This is a genomic window from Pseudomonas sp. A (genome assembly GCF_056270345.1).
This window is the reverse complement of the sequence record NZ_CM149873.1, coordinates 2,478,989-2,497,453: the sequence shown is the minus strand read 5'-3', so window position 1 is coordinate 2,497,453 and position 18,465 is coordinate 2,478,989. Positions and strand designations below refer to the sequence as shown.

18 protein-coding genes are annotated in these 18,465 nt (G+C 66.4%); 6 read left to right on the top strand and 12 right to left on the bottom strand.

Features of this window, described 5'->3' with window-relative positions:
* Positions 1–211: 211 nt before the first annotated feature.
* On the top strand, positions 212–3,439 hold the full coding sequence (gene rne / locus AC0MAZ_RS11365) for a ribonuclease E (protein WP_475861144.1): 3,228 nt from the start codon (positions 212–214) through the stop codon (positions 3,437–3,439).
* 175 nt (positions 3,440–3,614) lie between these two features.
* Here rne and murB read toward each other — a convergent pair whose 3' ends face one another.
* The 8 genes from murB to AC0MAZ_RS11325 all read right to left on the bottom strand — a co-directional run bounded on the left by murB (position 3,615) and on the right by AC0MAZ_RS11325 (position 10,539).
* A complete protein-coding gene (gene murB / locus AC0MAZ_RS11360; RefSeq protein WP_203647552.1) occupies positions 3,615–4,634 on the bottom strand; it encodes a UDP-N-acetylmuramate dehydrogenase in 1,020 nt (339 codons plus the stop codon).
* Positions 4,631–5,095: a low molecular weight protein-tyrosine-phosphatase gene (locus AC0MAZ_RS11355; RefSeq protein ID WP_232857564.1), complete on the bottom strand. Its 465-nt coding sequence runs from the start codon at positions 5,093–5,095 to the stop codon at positions 4,631–4,633. The genes murB and AC0MAZ_RS11355 overlap by 4 nt, the downstream gene beginning before the upstream one ends.
* A complete protein-coding gene (gene kdsB / locus AC0MAZ_RS11350) occupies positions 5,095–5,859 on the bottom strand; it encodes a 3-deoxy-manno-octulosonate cytidylyltransferase (protein WP_232857566.1) in 765 nt (254 codons plus the stop codon). Before kdsB ends, AC0MAZ_RS11355 begins: the two co-directional genes overlap by 1 nt.
* On the bottom strand, positions 5,856–6,041 hold the full coding sequence (locus AC0MAZ_RS11345; protein ID WP_011532874.1) for a Trm112 family protein: 186 nt from the start codon (positions 6,039–6,041) through the stop codon (positions 5,856–5,858). Before AC0MAZ_RS11345 ends, kdsB begins: the two co-directional genes overlap by 4 nt.
* Positions 6,042–6,075: 34 nt before the next feature.
* Positions 6,076–7,080 carry a tetraacyldisaccharide 4'-kinase gene (gene lpxK / locus AC0MAZ_RS11340; protein ID WP_475861141.1) on the bottom strand — a complete coding sequence of 335 codons (1,005 nt, stop codon included), beginning with the start codon at positions 7,078–7,080 and terminating at the stop codon, positions 6,076–6,078.
* Positions 7,080–7,514 (bottom strand): ExbD/TolR family protein, encoded by a 435-nt coding sequence (locus AC0MAZ_RS11335; RefSeq protein ID WP_110739307.1) that lies wholly within the window; start codon positions 7,512–7,514, stop codon positions 7,080–7,082. The genes lpxK and AC0MAZ_RS11335 overlap by 1 nt, the downstream gene beginning before the upstream one ends.
* Complete coding sequence (locus AC0MAZ_RS11330; protein WP_028690976.1) at positions 7,511–8,146, bottom strand: MotA/TolQ/ExbB proton channel family protein; 636 nt, start codon at positions 8,144–8,146, stop codon at positions 7,511–7,513. The genes AC0MAZ_RS11335 and AC0MAZ_RS11330 overlap by 4 nt, the downstream gene beginning before the upstream one ends.
* A gap of 188 nt (positions 8,147–8,334) precedes the next feature.
* Complete coding sequence (locus tag AC0MAZ_RS11325) at positions 8,335–10,539, bottom strand: DNA internalization-related competence protein ComEC/Rec2 (RefSeq protein ID WP_475861139.1); 2,205 nt, start codon at positions 10,537–10,539, stop codon at positions 8,335–8,337.
* 144 nt (positions 10,540–10,683) lie between these two features.
* Between AC0MAZ_RS11325 and AC0MAZ_RS11320 the strand changes: the two genes are divergently transcribed.
* Entirely contained in the window at positions 10,684–11,325 is a 642-nt protein-coding gene (locus AC0MAZ_RS11320) for a DUF2062 domain-containing protein (RefSeq protein WP_139121109.1), read from the top strand.
* Here AC0MAZ_RS11320 and AC0MAZ_RS11315 read toward each other — a convergent pair.
* The 3 genes from AC0MAZ_RS11315 to AC0MAZ_RS11305 form a co-directional block, all read right to left on the bottom strand.
* Entirely contained in the window at positions 11,209–11,988 is a 780-nt protein-coding gene (locus tag AC0MAZ_RS11315) for an ABC transporter permease (protein WP_186716199.1), read from the bottom strand. The two genes, AC0MAZ_RS11320 and AC0MAZ_RS11315, sit on opposite strands and share 117 nt — an antisense overlap.
* A complete protein-coding gene (locus tag AC0MAZ_RS11310) occupies positions 11,985–12,917 on the bottom strand; it encodes an ABC transporter ATP-binding protein (protein WP_028690973.1) in 933 nt (310 codons plus the stop codon). The genes AC0MAZ_RS11315 and AC0MAZ_RS11310 overlap by 4 nt, the downstream gene beginning before the upstream one ends.
* Positions 12,918–13,049: 132 nt before the next feature.
* Positions 13,050–13,673, bottom strand: a complete 624-nt coding sequence (locus tag AC0MAZ_RS11305; RefSeq protein ID WP_232857570.1) for a glutathione S-transferase — start codon at positions 13,671–13,673, stop codon at positions 13,050–13,052.
* Between the two features lie 532 nt (positions 13,674–14,205).
* Here AC0MAZ_RS11305 and AC0MAZ_RS11300 point away from each other — a divergent pair.
* The 4 genes from AC0MAZ_RS11300 to AC0MAZ_RS11285 all read left to right on the top strand — a co-directional run bounded on the left by AC0MAZ_RS11300 (position 14,206) and on the right by AC0MAZ_RS11285 (position 17,948).
* Positions 14,206–14,445: a hypothetical protein gene (locus AC0MAZ_RS11300; RefSeq protein ID WP_267967160.1), complete on the top strand. Its 240-nt coding sequence runs from the start codon at positions 14,206–14,208 to the stop codon at positions 14,443–14,445.
* A complete protein-coding gene (locus AC0MAZ_RS11295) occupies positions 14,442–14,681 on the top strand; it encodes a DUF3077 domain-containing protein (protein WP_203647563.1) in 240 nt (79 codons plus the stop codon). Before AC0MAZ_RS11300 ends, AC0MAZ_RS11295 begins: the two co-directional genes overlap by 4 nt.
* Before the next feature lie 234 nt (positions 14,682–14,915).
* Positions 14,916–17,363 carry an acyl-CoA dehydrogenase gene (locus AC0MAZ_RS11290; protein WP_203647564.1) on the top strand — a complete coding sequence of 816 codons (2,448 nt, stop codon included), beginning with the start codon at positions 14,916–14,918 and terminating at the stop codon, positions 17,361–17,363.
* Positions 17,364–17,537: 174 nt separating this feature from the next.
* Positions 17,538–17,948 carry a PA2817 family protein gene (locus AC0MAZ_RS11285; protein ID WP_232857572.1) on the top strand — a complete coding sequence of 137 codons (411 nt, stop codon included), beginning with the start codon at positions 17,538–17,540 and terminating at the stop codon, positions 17,946–17,948.
* Positions 17,949–18,011: 63 nt separating this feature from the next.
* Here the strand turns inward: AC0MAZ_RS11285 and AC0MAZ_RS11280 are convergent, their stop codons facing one another.
* Complete coding sequence (locus AC0MAZ_RS11280; protein WP_232857574.1) at positions 18,012–18,236, bottom strand: hypothetical protein; 225 nt, start codon at positions 18,234–18,236, stop codon at positions 18,012–18,014.
* Between the last annotated feature and the right edge of the window lie 229 nt (positions 18,237–18,465).

The window sequence follows — 18,465 nt, the reverse complement described above, 5'->3', positions numbered from 1 at the left end:
GATTCGGATAACCTTCGAAAAGCTCGACAGGTCTTTTGGCACCGCAAAACAGGACGCGTCGTCGCGACAACGGCAGGCTGGGCAACCGGCTGGTGCCGAACGTCGCCAGACACGGGGGTGGCCCGCCACCCTTTGCGCACCTTGGCACCGACCCTGAGAAGTCGTGTGTGCCGCACGCCGTTTCCGGCAGCCCGGAAACCGACGGTACAACATGAAAAGAATGCTGATTAACGCAACTCAGCCCGAAGAGTTGCGTGTAGCCCTGGTGGACGGCCAACGTCTCTACGACCTGGACATCGAGTCCGGCGCCCGTGAGCAGAAAAAGGCCAACATCTACAAAGGCAAGATCACCCGGATCGAGCCCAGCCTCGAAGCCGCCTTCGTCGACTTCGGCTCCGACCGTCACGGCTTCCTGCCGCTGAAGGAAATCTCCCGCGAATACTTCAAGAAAGCCCCTGAAGGCCGGGTCAACATCAAGGAAGTCCTGAGCGAAGGCCAGGAAGTCATCGTCCAGGTCGAGAAGGAAGAGCGCGGCAACAAAGGCGCCGCCCTGACCACCTTCATCAGCCTGGCCGGCCGCTACCTGGTGCTGATGCCCAACAACCCGCGCGCCGGTGGCATCTCCCGCCGCATCGAAGGCGAAGAGCGCAACGAACTGCGCGAAGCGCTGAACGGCCTGACCGTTCCGGGCGACATGGGCCTGATCGTGCGCACCGCGGGCCTCGGCCGCAGCAGCGAAGAAATGCAGTGGGACCTCGACTACCTGCTGCAGCTGTGGACCGCCATCAAGGAAGCCTCGCAAGACCGCGCCGCGCCGTTCCTGATCTACCAGGAAAGCAACGTCATCATCCGCGCCATCCGCGACTACCTGCGCCAGGACATCGGCGAAGTGCTGATCGACAGCATCGACGCCCAGGAAGAAGCCCTGACCTTCATCCGCCAGGTGATGCCGCAGTACGCCAGCAAGGTCAAGCTGTACGAAGACAGCGTGCCGCTGTTCAACCGCTTCCAGATCGAAAGCCAGATCGAAACCGCCTTCCAGCGCGTGGTCGACCTGCCGTCCGGCGGCTCGATCGTCATCGACCCGACCGAAGCCCTGGTGTCCATCGACATCAACTCGGCGCGCGCCACCAAAGGCAGCGACATCGAAGAAACCGCCCTGCAGACCAACCTGGAAGCGGCCGAAGAGATCGCCCGTCAGCTGCGCCTGCGTGACATCGGCGGCCTGATCGTCATCGACTTCATCGACATGACCCCGGCCAAGAACCAGCGCGCCGTCGAAGAACGCGTGCGCGAATGCCTCGAGGCCGACCGTGCCCGCGTGCAGGTGGGCCGCATCTCGCGCTTCGGCCTGCTGGAAATGTCCCGTCAGCGCCTGCGCCCATCGCTGGGCGAAAGCAGCGGCATCGTCTGCCCGCGCTGCTCCGGCACCGGCATCATCCGTGACGTCGAGTCGCTGTCGCTGGCGATCCTGCGCCTGATCGAGGAAGAAGCGCTGAAGGACCGCACCGCCGAAGTGCGCGCCCAGGTGCCGATCCCGGTGGCCGCCTTCCTGCTCAACGAGAAACGCAACTCGATCACCAAGATCGAACTGCGTACTCGCGCACGCATCATCATCCTGCCGAACGATCACCTGGAAACCCCGCACTTCGAAGTCCAGCGCCTGCGCGACGACAACCCGGACGTGCTGACCAACCAGTCCAGCTACGAGATCGCCTCGGCCGAGACCGAAGAAGCGCCGCAGCCGACCGCCACCCGCACCCTGGTGCGCCAGGAAGCCGCGGTCAAGACCGCGCCGGCCCGTGCCAACGCACCGGTTCCGGCCACCGTTGAAGAACAGCCTGCCCCTGCCGCGCCGGTCGCTGCCCCTGCCGCCGCCGAGCCGAGCCTGTTCAAGGGCCTGGTCAAGTCGCTGGTCAGCCTGTTCGCCGGCAAGGAAGAGCCCGCCGCCGCACCGGCCGCCGCCACCGAGAAGCCAGCCACCGAGCGCTCGCCACGCAATGAAGAGCGTCGCAACGGTCGCCAGCAGAGCCGCAACCGCAACGGCCGTCGCGAAGAAGACCGCAAGCCACGCGAAGAGCGCGGCGAGCGCGCCCCGCGTGAAGAGCGTCAGCCTCGCGAAGAGCGTGCCCCGCGTGAAGAACGCGCGCCACGTGAAGAGCGTCAACCGCGCCAGCCGCGTGAAGACCGCCGCGGCAACCGCGAAGAGCGTGTGCGCGAACTGCGCGAGCCGCTGGACGCCGCGCCGGTTGCCCGCGAAGAACGCGCCCCGCGTGAAGAGCGTGCGCCACGCGAAGAACGCGTAGCCCGTGAAGAGCGCGCACCACGTGAAGAACGTGCTCCACGTGAAGAACGTGCCCCTCGCGAAGAACGCGCTCCACGTGAAGAACGCGCCCCTCGCGAAGAGCGTGCTCCACGTGAAGAACGTGCCCCTCGCGAAGAACGCGCTCCACGTGAAGAACGTACCCCTCGCGAAGAGCGTGCCCCACGCGAGGAACGCGCTCCACGCGAAGAGCGCCAGCTGCGCCCTGAGGTGCAAGCCGCCGAACAGGTTGCCGAGCTCGCCGAGGAAGAACTGCCGAACGAAGAGCTGCTGCAGGACGAGCAGGAAGGTGCCGATGGCGAGCGTCCGCGCCGTCGTTCCCGTGGCCAGCGTCGTCGCAGCAACCGTCGTGAGCGCCAGCGCAACGCCAATGGCGAGCTGATCGAAGGCAGCGACGAAGACGCCGGCGAAGAGCAGCCACAACAGCACCAGGCCACCGAGCTGGGTGCCGAACTGGCCGCCGGCACTGCCGTCATCGCCGCTGTCGCCACCAGCAACATCAGCGCTGACGCCGAGGCCGAAGCCAACCAGCAGGCCGAACGCGCCAGCGCCGCTGTCGCCGAGACCCAGGTGGAAATCACCGAAGTCGTGGCCGAGCAGGTCGCCATCGCCCCGGTGGTCGAGCAGCCTGTCAGCGAGCCTGTGGTCGCCGCCGAGCCAAGCATCGAGCCTGTAGTTGAAGTGGCGCCGCAGCCAGTGGTTGAAGAAGCCGCCGCCGAGCAGCCGGCCGCCGCCGTTGTCGAGGCAGCCGTCGAGCCTGCAGCGGTCGTGGAAGCCCCTGTGGTGGAAGCGGGCGAGATCGAGAAGGCACCGGTTGCCGAAGTGGTCGAAGCCCAGGCGCCAGTCGCCGAGCAGCCTGCTCCGGTGGTCGAAGCCGTCGAAGCCCAGCCTGAAGTGGTCGAAGCCCCGGTGGCCGAGCCTGCGCCAGCCGTGGTTGCCGAAGAAGCGCCAGTCGAGCCGTCCACCATCATGCTGTCGAACGGCCGTGCGCCGAACGACCCGCGTGAAGTGCGTCGCCGCAAGCGTGAAGCCGAAGCAGCCGCCGCTGCCCTGGCCGCCGCTGCCCCGGCCGAAGCCCTGGAAACCGCTGATGAGCACAAGCCTCATCACGGTTGATAGCCTCGGCTGAATGAAAAAGCCCCGCCAGTGCGAACTGGCGGGGCTTTTTCTTTGTCGACTTGGATGGCACCGGCTTCGCCGGTGTTCGCGGGACAAGCCCGCTCCTACAAGGGCAACACCCTACCGGTAGGAGCGGGCTTGCCCCGCGATAGGGCCGGCACAGGCCAGCCCATCAGTACAAGTTTGGTTCCATCTCCAGCTCGACCCCGAAGCGCTCGAGGATATCCGCCTGGATCCGCCGAGCCAGCGCATGCAACTGCGCCCCGCTCGCCTGGCCGTAGTTCACCAGCACCAGCGACTGCAAGCGGTGCACCCCGGCATCACCATCGCGATAGCCTTTCCACCCCGCCTGCTCGATCAGCCAGCCGGCCGCCAGCTTCACCTGGCCATCGGCCTGGGGATAGGCCACCACGCCAGGGTGCCCGGCACGGATGCGCTCGACCAATTCAGCGGGCACCACGGGGTTCTTGAAGAAGCTCCCAGCGTTACCCAGCTCAGCCGGATCCGGCAGCTTTTCCCGACGGATACTGCAGATCGCGTCGCTGATCGCCTGCGCGCTCGGCTGCTCGACGCCCTGCTCCGCCAGGCGCTGACGCACCGGGCCGTAGTCCAGGTGTGCCTGCAAGGTGCGGCTCAAGGCAAAGCGCACGCGCAGGATCAGCCAGCGCCCGGGGCTGCGCTTGAACAGGCTGTCGCGATAACCGAACGCGCAGTCCTCCAGCGAGAAGTCCCGCAGCTCGCCGGTCTCGCGGTCCAGCGCGGTCAAGCCGGCGAACACATCCTTGATCTCCACGCCATAGGCACCGACGTTCTGCATCGGCGCGGCGCCCACGGTGCCGGGGATCAGGCTGAGGTTTTCCAGCCCGCACAGCCCCTGCCCAAGGCTCCACTGCACAAACGGGTGCCAGGGCTCGCCGGCCTCGGCCTCGACCACCACCCGCTCGCCGTCGTCGCTGAGCAGGCGTCGGCCACGGCTGGCCATATGCAGCACCAGGGCCTCGACATCGCGTGACAGCAACAGGTTGCTACCGCCGCCGATCACCAGCACCGGCACCTGCCGCTCGGCGGCCTGGGCCAGGGCCTGGCGGACTTCGTCGTCGTCATGGGCCTGGGTGAAGTAGCGGGCACTGACATCGATGCCGAAGGTGTTGTAGGGCTTGAGCGACACCCGCTCCTGCCAGTGCGTCGTCATAACCGCCCCTTGATTTCCACGACCAGCTCGCGACAGGCCGCCTCGATCAGGTCCAGGACCTGCTCGAAGCCTTCGACACCGCCGTAGTAAGGGTCCGGCACTTCGTCCAGGGCCGCGCCATAGCGGCGCAGGAACAGGTCGAGCTCGCCCTTGGCGTTGTGCGGGCGCAGGGCCTGCAGGTGGCCCAGGTTGCTCTTGTCCATGGCCAGGACCAGGTCGTACTCGGCGAAGTGCGCCGCCTTGACCTGCTGGGCGCGCTGGCGCGACAGGTCGTAGCCACGGGCCAGGGCGGCCTTGCAGGTACGGCTGTCGGGCGCCTTGCCGACATGCCAGTCGCCGGTGCCGGCGGAGGCCACCTGCACCACATCACCCAGGCCTGCGGCCTCGAGCTGGTGGCGCAGCACGCCTTCGGCGGTCGGAGAACGGCAGATATTGCCGAGGCAGACGAACAAAACGCGCATCAGGCCTCCAGCAAGCGCCGTACGCGCTCCAGGTCTTCAGGGGTGTCCACACCCACGGCCGGTGCCTCGATGGCGTCGGCGACATGGATGCGCACGCCGTGCCACAGGGCGCGCAGCTGCTCCAGCGATTCGGTCTGCTCCAGCCAGCACGGGCCCCAGGCGACGAAGTCCTGGAGGAAGCCCACGCGGTAGGCGTACATGCCGATATGGCGGCGATAGGGCACGCCCTCCGGCAACTGGTCGCGGTTTTTGGCGAAGGCGTCGCGGGCCCAGGGCAGCGGCGCGCGGCTGAAGGTCAGGGCCAGGCCGTGCTTGTCGCTGACCACCTTGACCGCGTTGGGATTGAAGATGGTTTCTGGCGCGTGGATCGGCTCGGCCAGGGTGGCGATGCCGGCTTCCGCGTGCGCCGCCAGGTTGGCCGCCACCTGGTCGATGATCACTGGCGGAATCAGCGGCTCGTCGCCTTGCACGTTGACCACGATGGCATCGGCGGCCAGGCCCAGCTGGGCAGCCACCTCGGCCAGGCGATCGGTGCCCGACTCGTGGTCGGCGCGGGTCAGCAGCACTTCGGCGCCGAACGCTTGGCAGGCTTCGACAATGCTGGTGTCGTCGGTGGCGATGACCACGCGGCTGGCACTGCTCTTGCGCGCCTGCTCCCACACATGCTGGACCATCGGCTTGCCGGCGATCGGCAGCAATGGCTTGCCCGGCAGGCGCGTGGAGCGCAGCCGGGCGGGAATCACCACGGTGAAGTCCAGGCTCATTTGTCCAGGCGCTCTTCGTCGGTCAGGGTGCGCGCCTCGCTTTCCAGCATCACCGGGATGCCGTCGCGGATCGGATAGGCCAGGCCCGCGCCCTTGCTGATCAGCTCGGTCTTGTCGGCGCTGAGCTTGAGCGGGCCCTTGGTGATCGGGCAGGCCAGGATATCGAGCAGTTTGGTGTCCATGGAGGTGTCCTTGCGACGGAAAATGAAAAAAGGCTCAGGGGCGGCCGGGCAGCAGGCGGTCGAGCTGGGCGTCGAACCAGGCGCTGAAGGCGGGCGTCGGCACGGCGTCGACCGCCAGGTACCACCAGTCGTCGGCGGCGAAAGGCCGACACTTCACCGCATCCTTCTCGGTCATCACCAGCGGCAGCGGCGGGCTGAACGACAGCACTTCACGGCTGTAGGGCGCATGGTCGGCGAAAGGGTGCGGCACCGGCTGCCAGTGTAGCCCCAGCAGGGTGTTGAAGAAACGTTGCGGATTACCGATGCCGGCCACGGCGTGCAGCGCCTGGCCAGGCGGGAACAGGTCGAGCTCGCGGCGCTCGCCGCTGCGCAGGTTGATCAGCGCCGAGGGTTGCAGGCGGAAGGCGAAGCCGTCGTCGCGGTCGCTCTCGGCGCCGTTGAACAGCACCGCGTCGGCCTCGCCCAAGCGCTCGGCCGGCTCGCGCAACGGACCGGCCGGCAGGCAGCGGCGATTGCCCAGGCCACGGGCGGCGTCGATCAGCACCAGCTCCAGGTCGCGGGCCAGGCGGTAATGCTGCATACCGTCGTCGCACAGGATCAGGTCGGGTGCGTCGCTGGCCAGCAAGGCCTGCACGGCGCGGGAACGGTCGGGGTCGATCACCAGCGGCACGCCGGTGCGCTGGACGATCAGCAAGGGCTCGTCGCCGGCCTGCTCCGCAGGCTGGTCAGCCTGGACGCGCCAGGGATAGTGCGGCGGCTTGGCGCCATAGCCACGACTGACCACGCCGACCTTGAGCCCCTGCCGGCGGCAGTGCTCGATCAGCCAAAGGATCATCGGTGTCTTGCCGGTACCGCCGACGGTGATGTTGCCCACCACGATCACCGGTACCGGGGCACGGTAACTGGGGCTTTCGCCACTGAGAAAACGCGCGCGCTTGCGCGTCACCACGCGCCGGTACAGCGCCTCCAGCGGACGCAACAGGGCCAGCGCCGGGTGCCCGGCGTACCAGGCGGTGAGCAGACGGTCGGCGAAGGCCATCAGGGCTTGCCCTGCGCGGCCTCGACGGTGGTCATGCGCAACTTGCTGAAGCCGAGCTTGCCGGCCGCGTCCATTGCGGTGATCACAGCCTGGTGCGGGGTCTTGCCGTCGGCGCTGATGGCCAGCGGCAGGGTGATGTCACCGCCGGACTCCTTCTCGATCGCCTCGGTCAGGGTGTCCAGGTCGCTCTTGGGCAGCAGGTGGTTGTTCACCGAGTACACGCCGTCGGCGCTGATGGAGATCTCCACCAGCTTGCCCTGGTCGGCCGGCGGCTGCTCGGCGCTGCTGGCCTCGGGCAGCTCGACGCGCAGCTGGGTCTCGCGGGTGAAGGTGGTGGTGACCACGAAGAACAGCAGCAGCACGAACACCACGTCGATCAACGACGCCAGGTTGATGTCGACGTTCTCGCGCTGGCGATTGCGCCGGAACTTCACGCCTTGCCTCCGGCCACTTCCACTTCGCGGTCGCCCTGCAGCACTTCCACCAGCTTGATCGCCTCTTGCTCCATGCCCACCACCAGCTCATCGATGCGGCGCAGCAGGAAGCGGTGGAAGAACACCGCCGGGATACCGACCATCAGGCCGGCCGCGGTGGTGACCAGGGCCTTGGAGATACCTCCGGCCAGAACGGCGGCGTTGGCGGTCATCTGCGAGCCCATGAAGGCGCTGAAGATGTCGATCATGCCCAGCACGGTACCCAGCAGGCCCAGCAGCGGGGCCATGGCAGCGATGGTGCCGAGGGTGCTGATGTAGCGTTCCAGCTCGTGGATGACCCGCGAGGCGGCCTCCTCGATGCACTCCTTCATGATCTCGCGGCCGTGGCGCGAGTTGGCCAGGCCCGCGGCAAGGATCTCGCCCAGCGGCGAGTCGGCGCGCAGGGCCTTGAGCTTGTCACTGGTGAGTTGTTTGTCCTTGATCCACATCCACACCTGGCCCAGCAGGTGCGGCGGGGTGACACGGCTGGCGCGCAGGGTCCACAGGCGCTCGACGACGATCGCCATGGCGGCGATGGAACTCAGGATGATCGGCAGCATCATCCAGCCACCGGACTTGACCAATTCCCACACAGTTAGCATCCCCTCGGAAAAAGGCCGCCACTCTACCATAGGACCGCCTGGGGCTCATCTGCCGGAGGTCAGGGAAATCGCCGGGCTTGGCTTGGAAGCTGTGGGGTGGCGGATACCGAGCGCCGCGCGGGCGGCGCTCGATTTACGCACCAAAGAAAAACTCACGACATGCCCCCCAAAAACCCCTCCTAATCACGCCAGAACCGCCGCTCCCTGCGCACACCCTCCACCCCGCCCTGGCTCCCCAGCACCAATCGCAACGCCCCCTCCACCGCCGTGTCATGCACCGACACCCCATGCCGCCGATAGCGCGCGATCACCTGCCCATGGGGATGCCCGAAACCATTGTGCCGCCCTCGGGAAATCAGCACCCCGCGCGGCGCCGTGGCCTGGACGAACGGCTCGCTGGACGACGTGCGGCTGCCATGGTGCGGCGCCTGCAGCCAGTCCACCCGAGGATCCTCGACCGTGGCCAGCCAGGCGCGCTCCGCCCCGGCCTCCATATCCCCGGCCAGCAGCAGGCGCTCGCCCTTGGCGTGCACCCGCAACACACAGGAGCGCTCGTTACTTGAAGCCCCCTGCGGCCAATGCCAGAGCTCGAAATCAACGCCATCCCACCGCCAGCGCTCGCCACTGCGGCACAGCGACGCCGCCTCAAGCCCGGCGACCTCGCCGGCCAGCACCCGTGCCACCGGCAGCCCACGCCGCACGGCCGCCGCCCCACCGGCATGGTCGGCATGGCCATGGCTGATCAGCATCACATCCAGCGCCTTAACCCCGAGCTTGCGCAAGGTCGGCAGTACTACCGTCTCGCCCAGGTCACTGCCACCCTGGGCCGGACCTGCGTCATACAGCAGCGCGTGATTTCGCGTACGCAGCAACACCGCCAGGCCCTGCCCCACATCCAGCTGCCAGACTTCCGCCTGACCCAAAGGCAGCTGTTCGCGTGGCGCCCATAGCGCCAACAGCATGACCGCGCCCGGTGCCCGCAACGGCACGCCACGGGGCAGCAGCACCAGCAAGGCGCCAAGGCATACCAGCAGCCAGGCCCACAACGGCAGTGGCTCGGGTATCCAGGCCGGCTGCAGCCCTGCCAATCGCGTCAGCACGGCAAACAGGCCGTCCAACGACAGGCCCGCCAACCACAGCATCCCCTCCCCCAGCCCAGGCACCGGCAGCAGGGCCGTACCCAGCAACGCCAACGGCAGCACGCCCAAACTAAGCCACGGCACCGCCAGCAGATTGGCCAGCGGCGCGCTGAGGCTGACGGGCAGCCCCAAGGCCAGCAATACCGGCAACAACCCTACGGCGATCACCCACTGGGCACGGGTCCAGGCCTGCCAGGGCCGCCAGGCGCCCAGCCGTGCGGCAAAACACAACACCAGCACCGCAACGGCAGCGAACGACAGCCAGAACCCCGGCAACAAGCTGGCCAGCGGCTCGACCAGCAGCACGCCCGACAGCGCCATCAGCAACGGCACCCAGGCGCCCAGGTGACGAAAACGCAAGCGCCAGAGCAGCACCACCGCCAGCATCAGGCACGCCCGCTGCACCGGCACGCCGAACCCCGCCAGCCAGCCGTACCCTAGCGCCGCCGTCATCGCCAGGCCGCAGGCCCAGGGCAGCCACGGCAACCGCCGGGGCCAGGCCCCCAGACGCGCCAACCCTGCCACCAGCCCATAGACCAATCCGGCCAGCAAGCCGATGTGCTGTCCGGAAATCACCAGCAGGTGCACCGTGCCGGTGGCCTGCAGCACCTGCCAATCCTCCCGTGCCAGGCCTGCCCCATCCCCGAGCACCAGGGCGGTCAACGCCGCCTCCCGGCCATGGGCATCGGTGGCCAGCAAGCGCTGGCGCAGGCCGTCGCGCCAACTGCTGGCCTCCTCCCTCTGGCGTGTACCGGCCTTGACCGTGCCGGTAGCGCCGACCCGCCGTGCCAACAGCGTGGCCTCCTGATCCGGGCCATGGGGGTTGAGCAGGCCCTGCGGCCGACGCAGGTTGACCGCCAGCCGCCAGTGCTCCCCCGCGCGCAGCGGCGGCCCGTCGAACCAGCTCAGTTGCACACGTTGCGGCAACCGGGCCCGGCGCGACTGCGGCTGCTCCAGCTCGAAACGCACGCCGCGCTCGGTACGGGTCGGCAGGCCGACCACCCGCCCCTCCAGCCACAGCGTGCGACCGTCCAGTGCGGCCGGCAGGCGGTCGTCCAGGGCCTGCTGCGCCGACCAGCAGGCCCAGCAGACACCCAGCAGGAACCCGCCCAGCGGCCAGGCCCGGGTACGCAGGCAGGCCAGGGCCAGCAACAGCAGTGGAATCAGCCATCCGACCGGTGGCAAGGCAGGCAAGAAGCGCAGGCTCAACAGCCCGAGGACCAGCGCCAGCATCCCTGTGCGCATGAGATAGAGCTCCAGAAGCGAAAACGCCCCCTGAGGCTTAGCCGATTGGCGGGAAAAACCTGCTAATCAATTGTCACAAACTCTGAACGAGGTTGCGCTTGAATGAAGGCATACTGACGCCCTTCAACCCCGCCGGGAGCCCACATGCCGCGCCGTCTGTTCAAACGCTACATGCCGGACCCGACCAGCATCCGCGAACACAAGTCCTTACGTTTTTTCGGCAAGCTGCTGCACGACCCCAACCTGTGGCACCTCAATCGCCATTCGGTGGCGCGGGCCATGGGCGTCGGCCTGTTCGCGGCGTTGATCCCCATCCCCATGCAGATGCTGCTGGCCGCCGCGCTGGCGATCCCGGTGCGCGGCAACCTGCCGATCGCGGTGAGCCTGGTGTGGCTGACCAACCCGCTGACCATGCCGCCGGTGTTCTTCGTCACCTACATGACCGGCGCCTGGCTGATGCAGGTGCCGCCGCGCACCCTGCCCGAGGAAATCACCGTCGACTGGGTCACCGACCAGCTGGCGACGATCTGGCAACCATTCCTGCTCGGCTCGGTGGTGTGCGGGGTGGTGCTCGGCGTGCTCGCCTACTTCACCACCATGGGCTACTGGCGCTGGTGGGTGGGCCGGCAGTGGCGCCGGCGCCAGTGCCGCTGTGCCCTCACCCGCAGCTCAGGCACGCATGCCGCGGCCGCTGACCAGCAGGCGCACGCACAGCAGGTAGAGCAGCGCGGTGGCCACCAGCATGAAGCTGATCGCCGTGCCGATGCTGATGTCCGACACCCCTAGGATGCCGTAGCGGAACGAGTTGACCATGTGCAGCACGGGGTTGGCCAACGACACGGTCTGCCAGAACGGCGGCAGCAGGTTGATCGAGTAGAACACCCCGCCCAGGTAGGTCAGCGGCGTCAGCACGAAGGTCGGAATGATCGAGATGTCGTCGAAGTTGCGGGCGAATACTGCGTTGACAAAGCCCAGCAGCGAAAAGATCGTCGCCGTCAGCAGCACCACGATGACCGTCACCCCCAGGTGATGCACCTGCAAATCGGTGAAGAACAGCGACAGGAAAGTCACGATCACCCCCACCGCCAAGCCGCGCAGCACGCCACCCAGCACATAACCGACGAGGATGGTGTGCGGCGACACCGGCGAGACCATCAGTTCCTCGATGGAGCGCTGGAACTTGCTGCCAAAGAAGCTCGACACCACGTTGCCGTAGGAGTTGGTGATCACCGACATCATGATCAGCCCCGGCACGATGTACTCCATGTAGGTGAAGCCGCCCATGTCACCGATCTGCCGGCCGATCAGGTTACCGAAGATCACGAAGTACAGGACCATGGTGATCGCCGGCGGCAGCAGGGTCTGCGGCCAGATGCGCAGGAAGCGCCGCACTTCGCGGTAGACGATGGTGTTCAGGGCGACCCAGTTGGTGCGCAGCTCCACACTCATACGGCCACCTTCGACAGGTTCTTTTCCACCAGGGACACGAACAGCTCCTCGAGTCGGTTGGTCTTGTTGCGCAGGCTTTGCACCTCGATGTTCTTCAACGCCAGCTGGCCGAACAGCGCGGTGATGCCGATGTCCTTGTCCACCTGCACCTCCAGGGTGTGCGGGGTGATCAGCCGGCACGGGTAGCCCTGCAGCTCAGGGGCGGCGGGCAGGTCGTGCTTGAGGTCGAGGACGAAGGTCTCGACATGCAGCTTGCCCAGCAGCTGGCGCATGCTGGTGTTCTCGACGATGGTGCCGTGGTCGATGATGCCGATGTTGCGGCACAGCTGCTCGGCCTCTTCGAGGTAGTGGGTGGTGAGGATGATGGTGATGCCCTTCTGGTTGAGCTCGGTGAGGAAGCTCCACATCGAACGGCGCAGCTCGATGTCGACCCCCGCGGTCGGCTCGTCGAGGATCAACAGGCGCGGCTCGTGGATCAGCGCCCGGGCGATCATCAGCCGGCGCTTCATGCCGCCGGACAGCGAACGCGACGGCACGTCGCGCTTGTCCCACAGCCCGAGTTGCGTCAGGTACTGCTCGGCGCGTTCCTTGGCCACCTTGGGCGGGATGCCGTAGTAGCCGGCCTGGGTGACGACGATGTCGAAGGTCTTCTCGAACTGGTTGAAGTTGAACTCCTGGGGCACCACGCCCAGGCAGCGCTTGAGCGCCGCCGGCTCGCGGTCCAGGTCGTGGCCGAACACGTTGACCGTGCCGCTGGTCTTGTTCACCAGGGTCGAGAGAATGCCGATGGTGGTGGACTTGCCGGCGCCGTTGGGGCCGAGCAAGGCGAAGAAGTCGCCTTCGGAAACGTCCAGGTCGATGCCCTTGAGGGCCTGGAAACCGTTGCCGTAGGTCTTGGTCAGCTGTCGGATGGACAGGGCGGAACTCATAGCGGGTCGGGTACCGAGAAAAGGGTTCGGGACACGCCAGGCAAAGTCACTGGCGCAGTGAGTGCGGCCATGGTGCAAGGGCTGGCCGCACAAGTACAGTCACATCTATTGATAATGACTATCGAAGTGGCGTCACGTCAGGGCGGTCATCACCGCCGCCTGGTAGGCCGGGCGCTGCTTGAGGCGCGCGTACCAGGCTTCGAGGTGGTGCATGGCCGGGCGTTCGATGGGCATTTCGAACCAGGCGTAGATGAAGCTGCCCAGGGGGATGTCGCCCATGCCGATCTGCTCGCCGGAGAGGTACGGCTGCCTGGCCAGGGTCTCGTCGGCGATGGCCAGCAGTTGCGCGCACTGCTTGTGCGCGGCGTTGATCGCCACCCAGTCGCGCTGCTCCTCGGGGGTGCGCAGCAGGCCCCAGAACAGCGGACGGAAGGGGCCGGCGAAGGACGAGGTGGTCCAGTCCATCCACTTGTCGGCCAGGGCGCGCTGGCGCGGGTCGTCGAGGTACCAGCCTTGTTCTTCGCCGTACTCGGCGCACAGGTAGCGCACGATGGTGTTGGACTCCCACAGCACCAGGTCGGCGTCTTCGAGCATGGGCACCAGGCCGTTGGGATTGAGTGCCCGGTAATGCGGTTCGTTGACCACGCCGAAGGCGCCGCCGGCATCGATGGACTCGAAGTCCAGGCCCAGCTCGTGGGCGATCCACAACGCCTTGCGCACATTGCTCGAATTCTTGCGGCCCCAGATCTTCAGCATGGCAACGTCCTTAATGAATGCGGGAGGGGGCCAGTCTACCCCAAGCGGTGGGCGGTGCCAGTGAAACCGGGGGGCCGCTTTGCGGCCCTTTCGCGGCACAAGGCCGCTCCTACAGGGACCGCACCACGGCAGAACTGGCGCATATCCTGTAGGAGCGGCCTTGTGCCGCGAAAGGGCTGCGCAGCAGCCCCAGCGACCTCAGAGACTGTCAGATCTTTCCGAACCTGAAACCAAATGCTTCAGCCAGCAAAGCTTGGGAACTATCCTACGCGCTTGCCGGAAGCCGCCACGTTGTCGGGGAAATACCCCGGGGATAACTTCATCGGGTCGCCACATTGGGTGACCGGGTGTGAGAAACCCGACTACATATGACAACCAGCGGCTTCGTCATGGTGGCCGTGTGCGGGCAGGCTTCGGTCTGGCCGGGTTTGTCCTATGTCCCGGTTTTCTCACCTCGTACACGGCCGCCACCCTTACCTCGTGAGAAAGGACCTGGCTGGTGGTTTTCAGTAACCACATAGGACTCTTGACCATGAAAAAAATCGTCCCAGACCCACCCCGTCTCTGCCACTTCATCACCATCCGCCCCACCCTCCCCCGCGACGACGCCATGGCCGCCGCCGTCGAAGTGGCCACCGCCATCTCCGACGTCCTCGACATCTACTTCAAGACCGAGCCCGGCGAAGCCCAGGACCGCCTGTTCACCGCCAGCGACTACCTCGGCCAGCTCGCCTGCGCCCTGCTCGAGCACAAGCCGCAGGTGCAGCCATGAGCCGCGGGCATACCGCAGGCCGCATCACCTGCCTGGACCTGTTCAAGGTCGAGCCGGGCGTTACGTTCGAAGACGCCTTCAGCGAGTTGTCGGTGCTGCTCGGCTGCATCCGCCACCTGACCTGCGAAGCGGAGATGGAAGGCGACCTGCTGGCCGGCAGCTCGGCGCGGATCCTCAGCGCCATGGCCAAGGCGCTGATCGATGACATGGAGGTGGGGTTGAACAGAAGTAAATGATCCCCGGGGCCGCTTTGCGGCCCTTTCGCGCCACAAGGCCGCTCCTACATGGGATCGCGGCCGTCTGTAGGAGCGGCCTTGTGCCGCGAAAGGGCTGCAACGCAGCCCCACAATCCCCCAACCGCCACCGAACTCCCGCCACCCAACCCGGTCAGTCTTCTAAGCAGGCCATCCACCCCAACACGTCTAAGCTCTGTGGATCGCCCCCCGCCCCGCTTCCAAGGAGGAAGAATCATGCTGCTGTTGTGGTTGCTGGTCCTGGTGCTAGGCGCCGCGTATCTCCTGCATCGACGCCTGGCGCCGTTGCAGATCCTCGCGGCAATCGCCGCCTACACCCTGCTCATGGGCCTGTTCAGCACGGCGCCGGGCTGGCTGCTGACGCTGATCTGGGTGGTGATCGCCCTCAAGGTCGCCTTCTTCGTCCTGCCAGAAATGCGCCGCAAACTGTTCACCGCGCCGATGTTCAGCTGGTTCCAGCGCACCCTGCCGCCGATGTCGCAGACCGAGCGCGAAGCCATCGACGCCGGCACCGTGTGGTGGGACGGCCACCTGTTCAGCGGCCGCCCCGACTGGAACACCCTGCTCGACTACCCCGCGCCCAAGCTCAGCGAGGAAGAACAGGCCTTCATCGACGGCCCCACCGAGCAGCTGTGCGCCATGGTCAGCGACTGGCAGATCGGCCAGGACCTCGACCTGCCGCCGCAAGCCTGGGACTTCATCAAGCAGCACGGCTTCTTCGCCCTGATCATCCCCAAGGAATACGGCGGCAAGGGTTTCTCGGCCTACGCCCACTCCCAGGTGGCGATGAAACTGGCCACCCGCAGCGGCGACCTGGCCTCCACGGTGATGGTGCCCAACTCCCTGGGCCCGGCCGAACTGCTGCTGCACTACGGCACCGACGAACAGCGCAGCCACTACCTGCCGCGCCTGGCCCGTGGCGACGACATCCCCTGCTTCGCCCTCACCGGCCCCCTGGCCGGCTCCGACGCCGGGGCCATGCCCGACACCGGCGTCATCTGCAAAGGCCAGTGGCAGGGTGAAGAAGTCATCGGCCTGCGCCTGAACTGGGAAAAGCGCTACATCACCCTCGGCCCGGTCGCCACCCTGCTGGGCCTGGCCTTCAAGGCCTACGACCCCGACCACCTGTTGGGCGAGCAGACCGAGCTGGGCATCAGCCTGGCGCTGATCCCCACCGACCTCCCCGGCGTGGAGATCGGCCAGCGCCACCTGCCGCTGGGCGCCGCGTTCATGAACGGCCCCAACAGCGGCAAGGACGTATTCGTGCCGCTGGACTGCCTGATCGGCGGCCAGGCCATGCTCGGCAAGGGCTGGATGATGCTGATGAACTGCCTGTCAGTGGGCCGCTCGATCTCCCTGCCGGCGGTCGGCACGGGCGCGGCCAAGTACACCAGCCTGGTCACCGGCCAATACGCCCGCGTGCGCGAACAGTTCAACGTACCGCTGGCCGCCTTCGAAGGCATCCAGGAATCCCTGGCACGCATCGGCGGCAACGCCTGGCTGATGGACAGCGCCCGCCTGCTCACCGCCAAGGCTGTCGACCTGGGGGAAAAACCCTCGGTGCTGTCGGCGATCCTCAAGTACCACCTCACCGAGCGCGGCCGCGAGTGCATCCAGCACGCCATGGACGTGCACGGCGGCAAGGGCATCATCATGGGCCCGAACAACTACCTGGGCCGCAACTGGCAAGGCGCGCCGATCTTCATCACCGTCGAGGGGGCCAACATCCTGTCGCGCAACCTGATGATCTTCGGCCAGGGCGCGATCCGCTGCCACCCGTTCGTGCTCAGGGAAATGGCCCTGGCCGGACGCGAGGACCACGACCAGGCGCTGAACGAGTTCGACGACCTGCTGCTGCAGCACATCCTGTTCGCCGCCGGCAACGCCGCCAGCACCCTGGTGCTGGGCCTGGGCCTGGGGCATTTCGAGAAGGTCCCGGGCGATGCCTTGAGCCAGGGCTACTTCCGCGCCCTCAACCGCCAGGCGGCGGCGTTCGCCCTGCTGGCCGACCTGTCGATGATGCTGCTGGGCGGCGCGCTCAAGCGCCGCGAACGCCTGAGCGCCCGGCTGGGTGATGTGCTCAGCTACCTGTACCTGTCCAGCGCCGCGCTCAAGCGCTACCACGACCTCGGCTCGCCCGAACACCTGCGCCCCCTGCTGCGCTGGGCCCTGGAGGAAAGCCTGGGGCAGGCCGAGAAAGCACTCGATGCGTTGCTCGACAACTTCCCCAACCGCTTCCTGGGCTGCGCCCTGCGCGTGCTGGTGTTCCCGTTCGGCCGCCGACATACCGGGCCCAGCGATGAGCTGGATGCCGAGGTGGCGGCGCTGATCGGCCGCCGCAAAGGCGACCCGGCGCTGGAAGAGCTGCTGGCGGGTTGCTTCAGGCCTCAGGCCGACGGCGACCCGGTGGCCGCGCTGCAGACCGCCTGCGACCTGCTGGACGATGCCGCCCCACTGCACAAGGCGCTGCATCAGGCCATCAAGGAAGGTAAGGTGCAGGCGACACCAGGGCAATCGGTGATCGACGCCGCCATCGAAGCGGGCGCCTTGCAAGCGGAGGAAGGCCAACGCCTGCATCAGGCCGAGCAGGCGCGGCGGGTGGTGATCGATGTGGATGCGTTCGACAAGGAAGTGCTGTTGCCCGAAGCAGGCAAAGTGCGCTGAACATTCATCGACAACATCGCGGGGCAAGCCCGCTCCCACGAACAAGCCGTGAACATGTGTTCGTGGGAGCGGGCTTGCCCCGCGATAGCGCCAGCACAGGCAGCTACGCTGCCAGCCTATGCAAAACCGGCGTATACTCCGCCCCCCGTTTCAACCACCCCGAGGACCGCCGCCATGGCCAACCCCCACCTGGACTACCACCTGCAACTGCTCCACCACCTGCGCACCATCCTGGCCGCGCTGGGTGAAGCCGAACAGGTCCCGGAGGAAAGCCACGCCCTGTTCCTCGAGCGCTTCGACGAACTGCTCACCCTGCTGCCCCAGGACCCGCTGCAAAGCCAGTACCTGGGCCAAGACCTGATCTGCCAGGTGATCCAGCGCTACCCGCAGATCGCCCATCTGGTGCCGCGTGACCTGCTGTGGTTCTTTGGTGGCGATTGCCTGCACTTCATGCCGGATGAAGAGTTGGAGCTTTACCAAACGCTGGAAGAGCGCCGCTACGAGGCCGAGCAGAACGGTGAAGCGTTTGATTGGCACCAAGAAAAGCAACTGCTAGCCAAGCCTGCTCAGGGTGATATTCACTGATATAGATGCATCCCGGCCCCATCTGGGCCGGGAACCCCAATCACCTGAGCGGGACAAGTGAATTCACTCCGCCAAATCACGATCTAGCAAGTCAGGGGGAATCCTAGCCTCACCCCCGAAAAAATGATGCGCCGAAGAACATAAGAACTCTGCTTCCAGTCGAAGTCGTTCTACCTGCGAAGGGGGCTGCTTCCCTTTACTTTCTTCATAACGCCTCCACGCATCGACCGCCCGTTTACATATCTCCAGCTGGACTTCCAAATCCGTCGTTTCGATCGTCACGGTCATTGCTCCTTCCTTGTTCAAGGCAGAATGGAGTGTGATCAGGCGCGCCCAACATTCTCCCCCGACAGAGTAATAACTGATGGTATGAGTACGAACATCGGGCGTAACGAGTAGCGCCATGCCGTTGTACGCCCCCAGACGACATTAGCCAACTAGTAAAATTGATAGGTGTGCAGAGCCAGCTCGCCCCAAAAAACCAATCTCGCGAGCAAAAAAAAAACGCCACTTCAAA

Coding starts and splice junctions, on each gene's coding strand:
- rne (WP_475861144.1), top strand. CDS start 212: ATGAAAAGAATGCTGATTAACGCAACTCAGCCCGAAGAGTTGCGTGTA.
- murB (WP_203647552.1), bottom strand. CDS start 4,634: ATGACGACGCACTGGCAGGAGCGGGTGTCGCTCAAGCCCTACAACACC.
- AC0MAZ_RS11355 (WP_232857564.1), bottom strand. CDS start 5,095: ATGCGCGTTTTGTTCGTCTGCCTCGGCAATATCTGCCGTTCTCCGACC.
- kdsB (WP_232857566.1), bottom strand. CDS start 5,859: ATGAGCCTGGACTTCACCGTGGTGATTCCCGCCCGGCTGCGCTCCACG.
- AC0MAZ_RS11345 (WP_011532874.1), bottom strand. CDS start 6,041: ATGGACACCAAACTGCTCGATATCCTGGCCTGCCCGATCACCAAGGGC.
- lpxK (WP_475861141.1), bottom strand. CDS start 7,080: ATGGCCTTCGCCGACCGTCTGCTCACCGCCTGGTACGCCGGGCACCCG.
- AC0MAZ_RS11325 (WP_475861139.1), bottom strand. CDS start 10,539: ATGCGCACAGGGATGCTGGCGCTGGTCCTCGGGCTGTTGAGCCTGCGC.
- AC0MAZ_RS11320 (WP_139121109.1), top strand. CDS start 10,684: ATGCCGCGCCGTCTGTTCAAACGCTACATGCCGGACCCGACCAGCATC.
- AC0MAZ_RS11315 (WP_186716199.1), bottom strand. CDS start 11,988: ATGAGTGTGGAGCTGCGCACCAACTGGGTCGCCCTGAACACCATCGTC.
- AC0MAZ_RS11310 (WP_028690973.1), bottom strand. CDS start 12,917: ATGAGTTCCGCCCTGTCCATCCGACAGCTGACCAAGACCTACGGCAAC.
- AC0MAZ_RS11305 (WP_232857570.1), bottom strand. CDS start 13,673: ATGCTGAAGATCTGGGGCCGCAAGAATTCGAGCAATGTGCGCAAGGCG.
- AC0MAZ_RS11300 (WP_267967160.1), top strand. CDS start 14,206: ATGAAAAAAATCGTCCCAGACCCACCCCGTCTCTGCCACTTCATCACC.
- AC0MAZ_RS11295 (WP_203647563.1), top strand. CDS start 14,442: ATGAGCCGCGGGCATACCGCAGGCCGCATCACCTGCCTGGACCTGTTC.
- AC0MAZ_RS11290 (WP_203647564.1), top strand. CDS start 14,916: ATGCTGCTGTTGTGGTTGCTGGTCCTGGTGCTAGGCGCCGCGTATCTC.
- AC0MAZ_RS11285 (WP_232857572.1), top strand. CDS start 17,538: ATGGCCAACCCCCACCTGGACTACCACCTGCAACTGCTCCACCACCTG.
- AC0MAZ_RS11280 (WP_232857574.1), bottom strand. CDS start 18,236: ATGACCGTGACGATCGAAACGACGGATTTGGAAGTCCAGCTGGAGATA.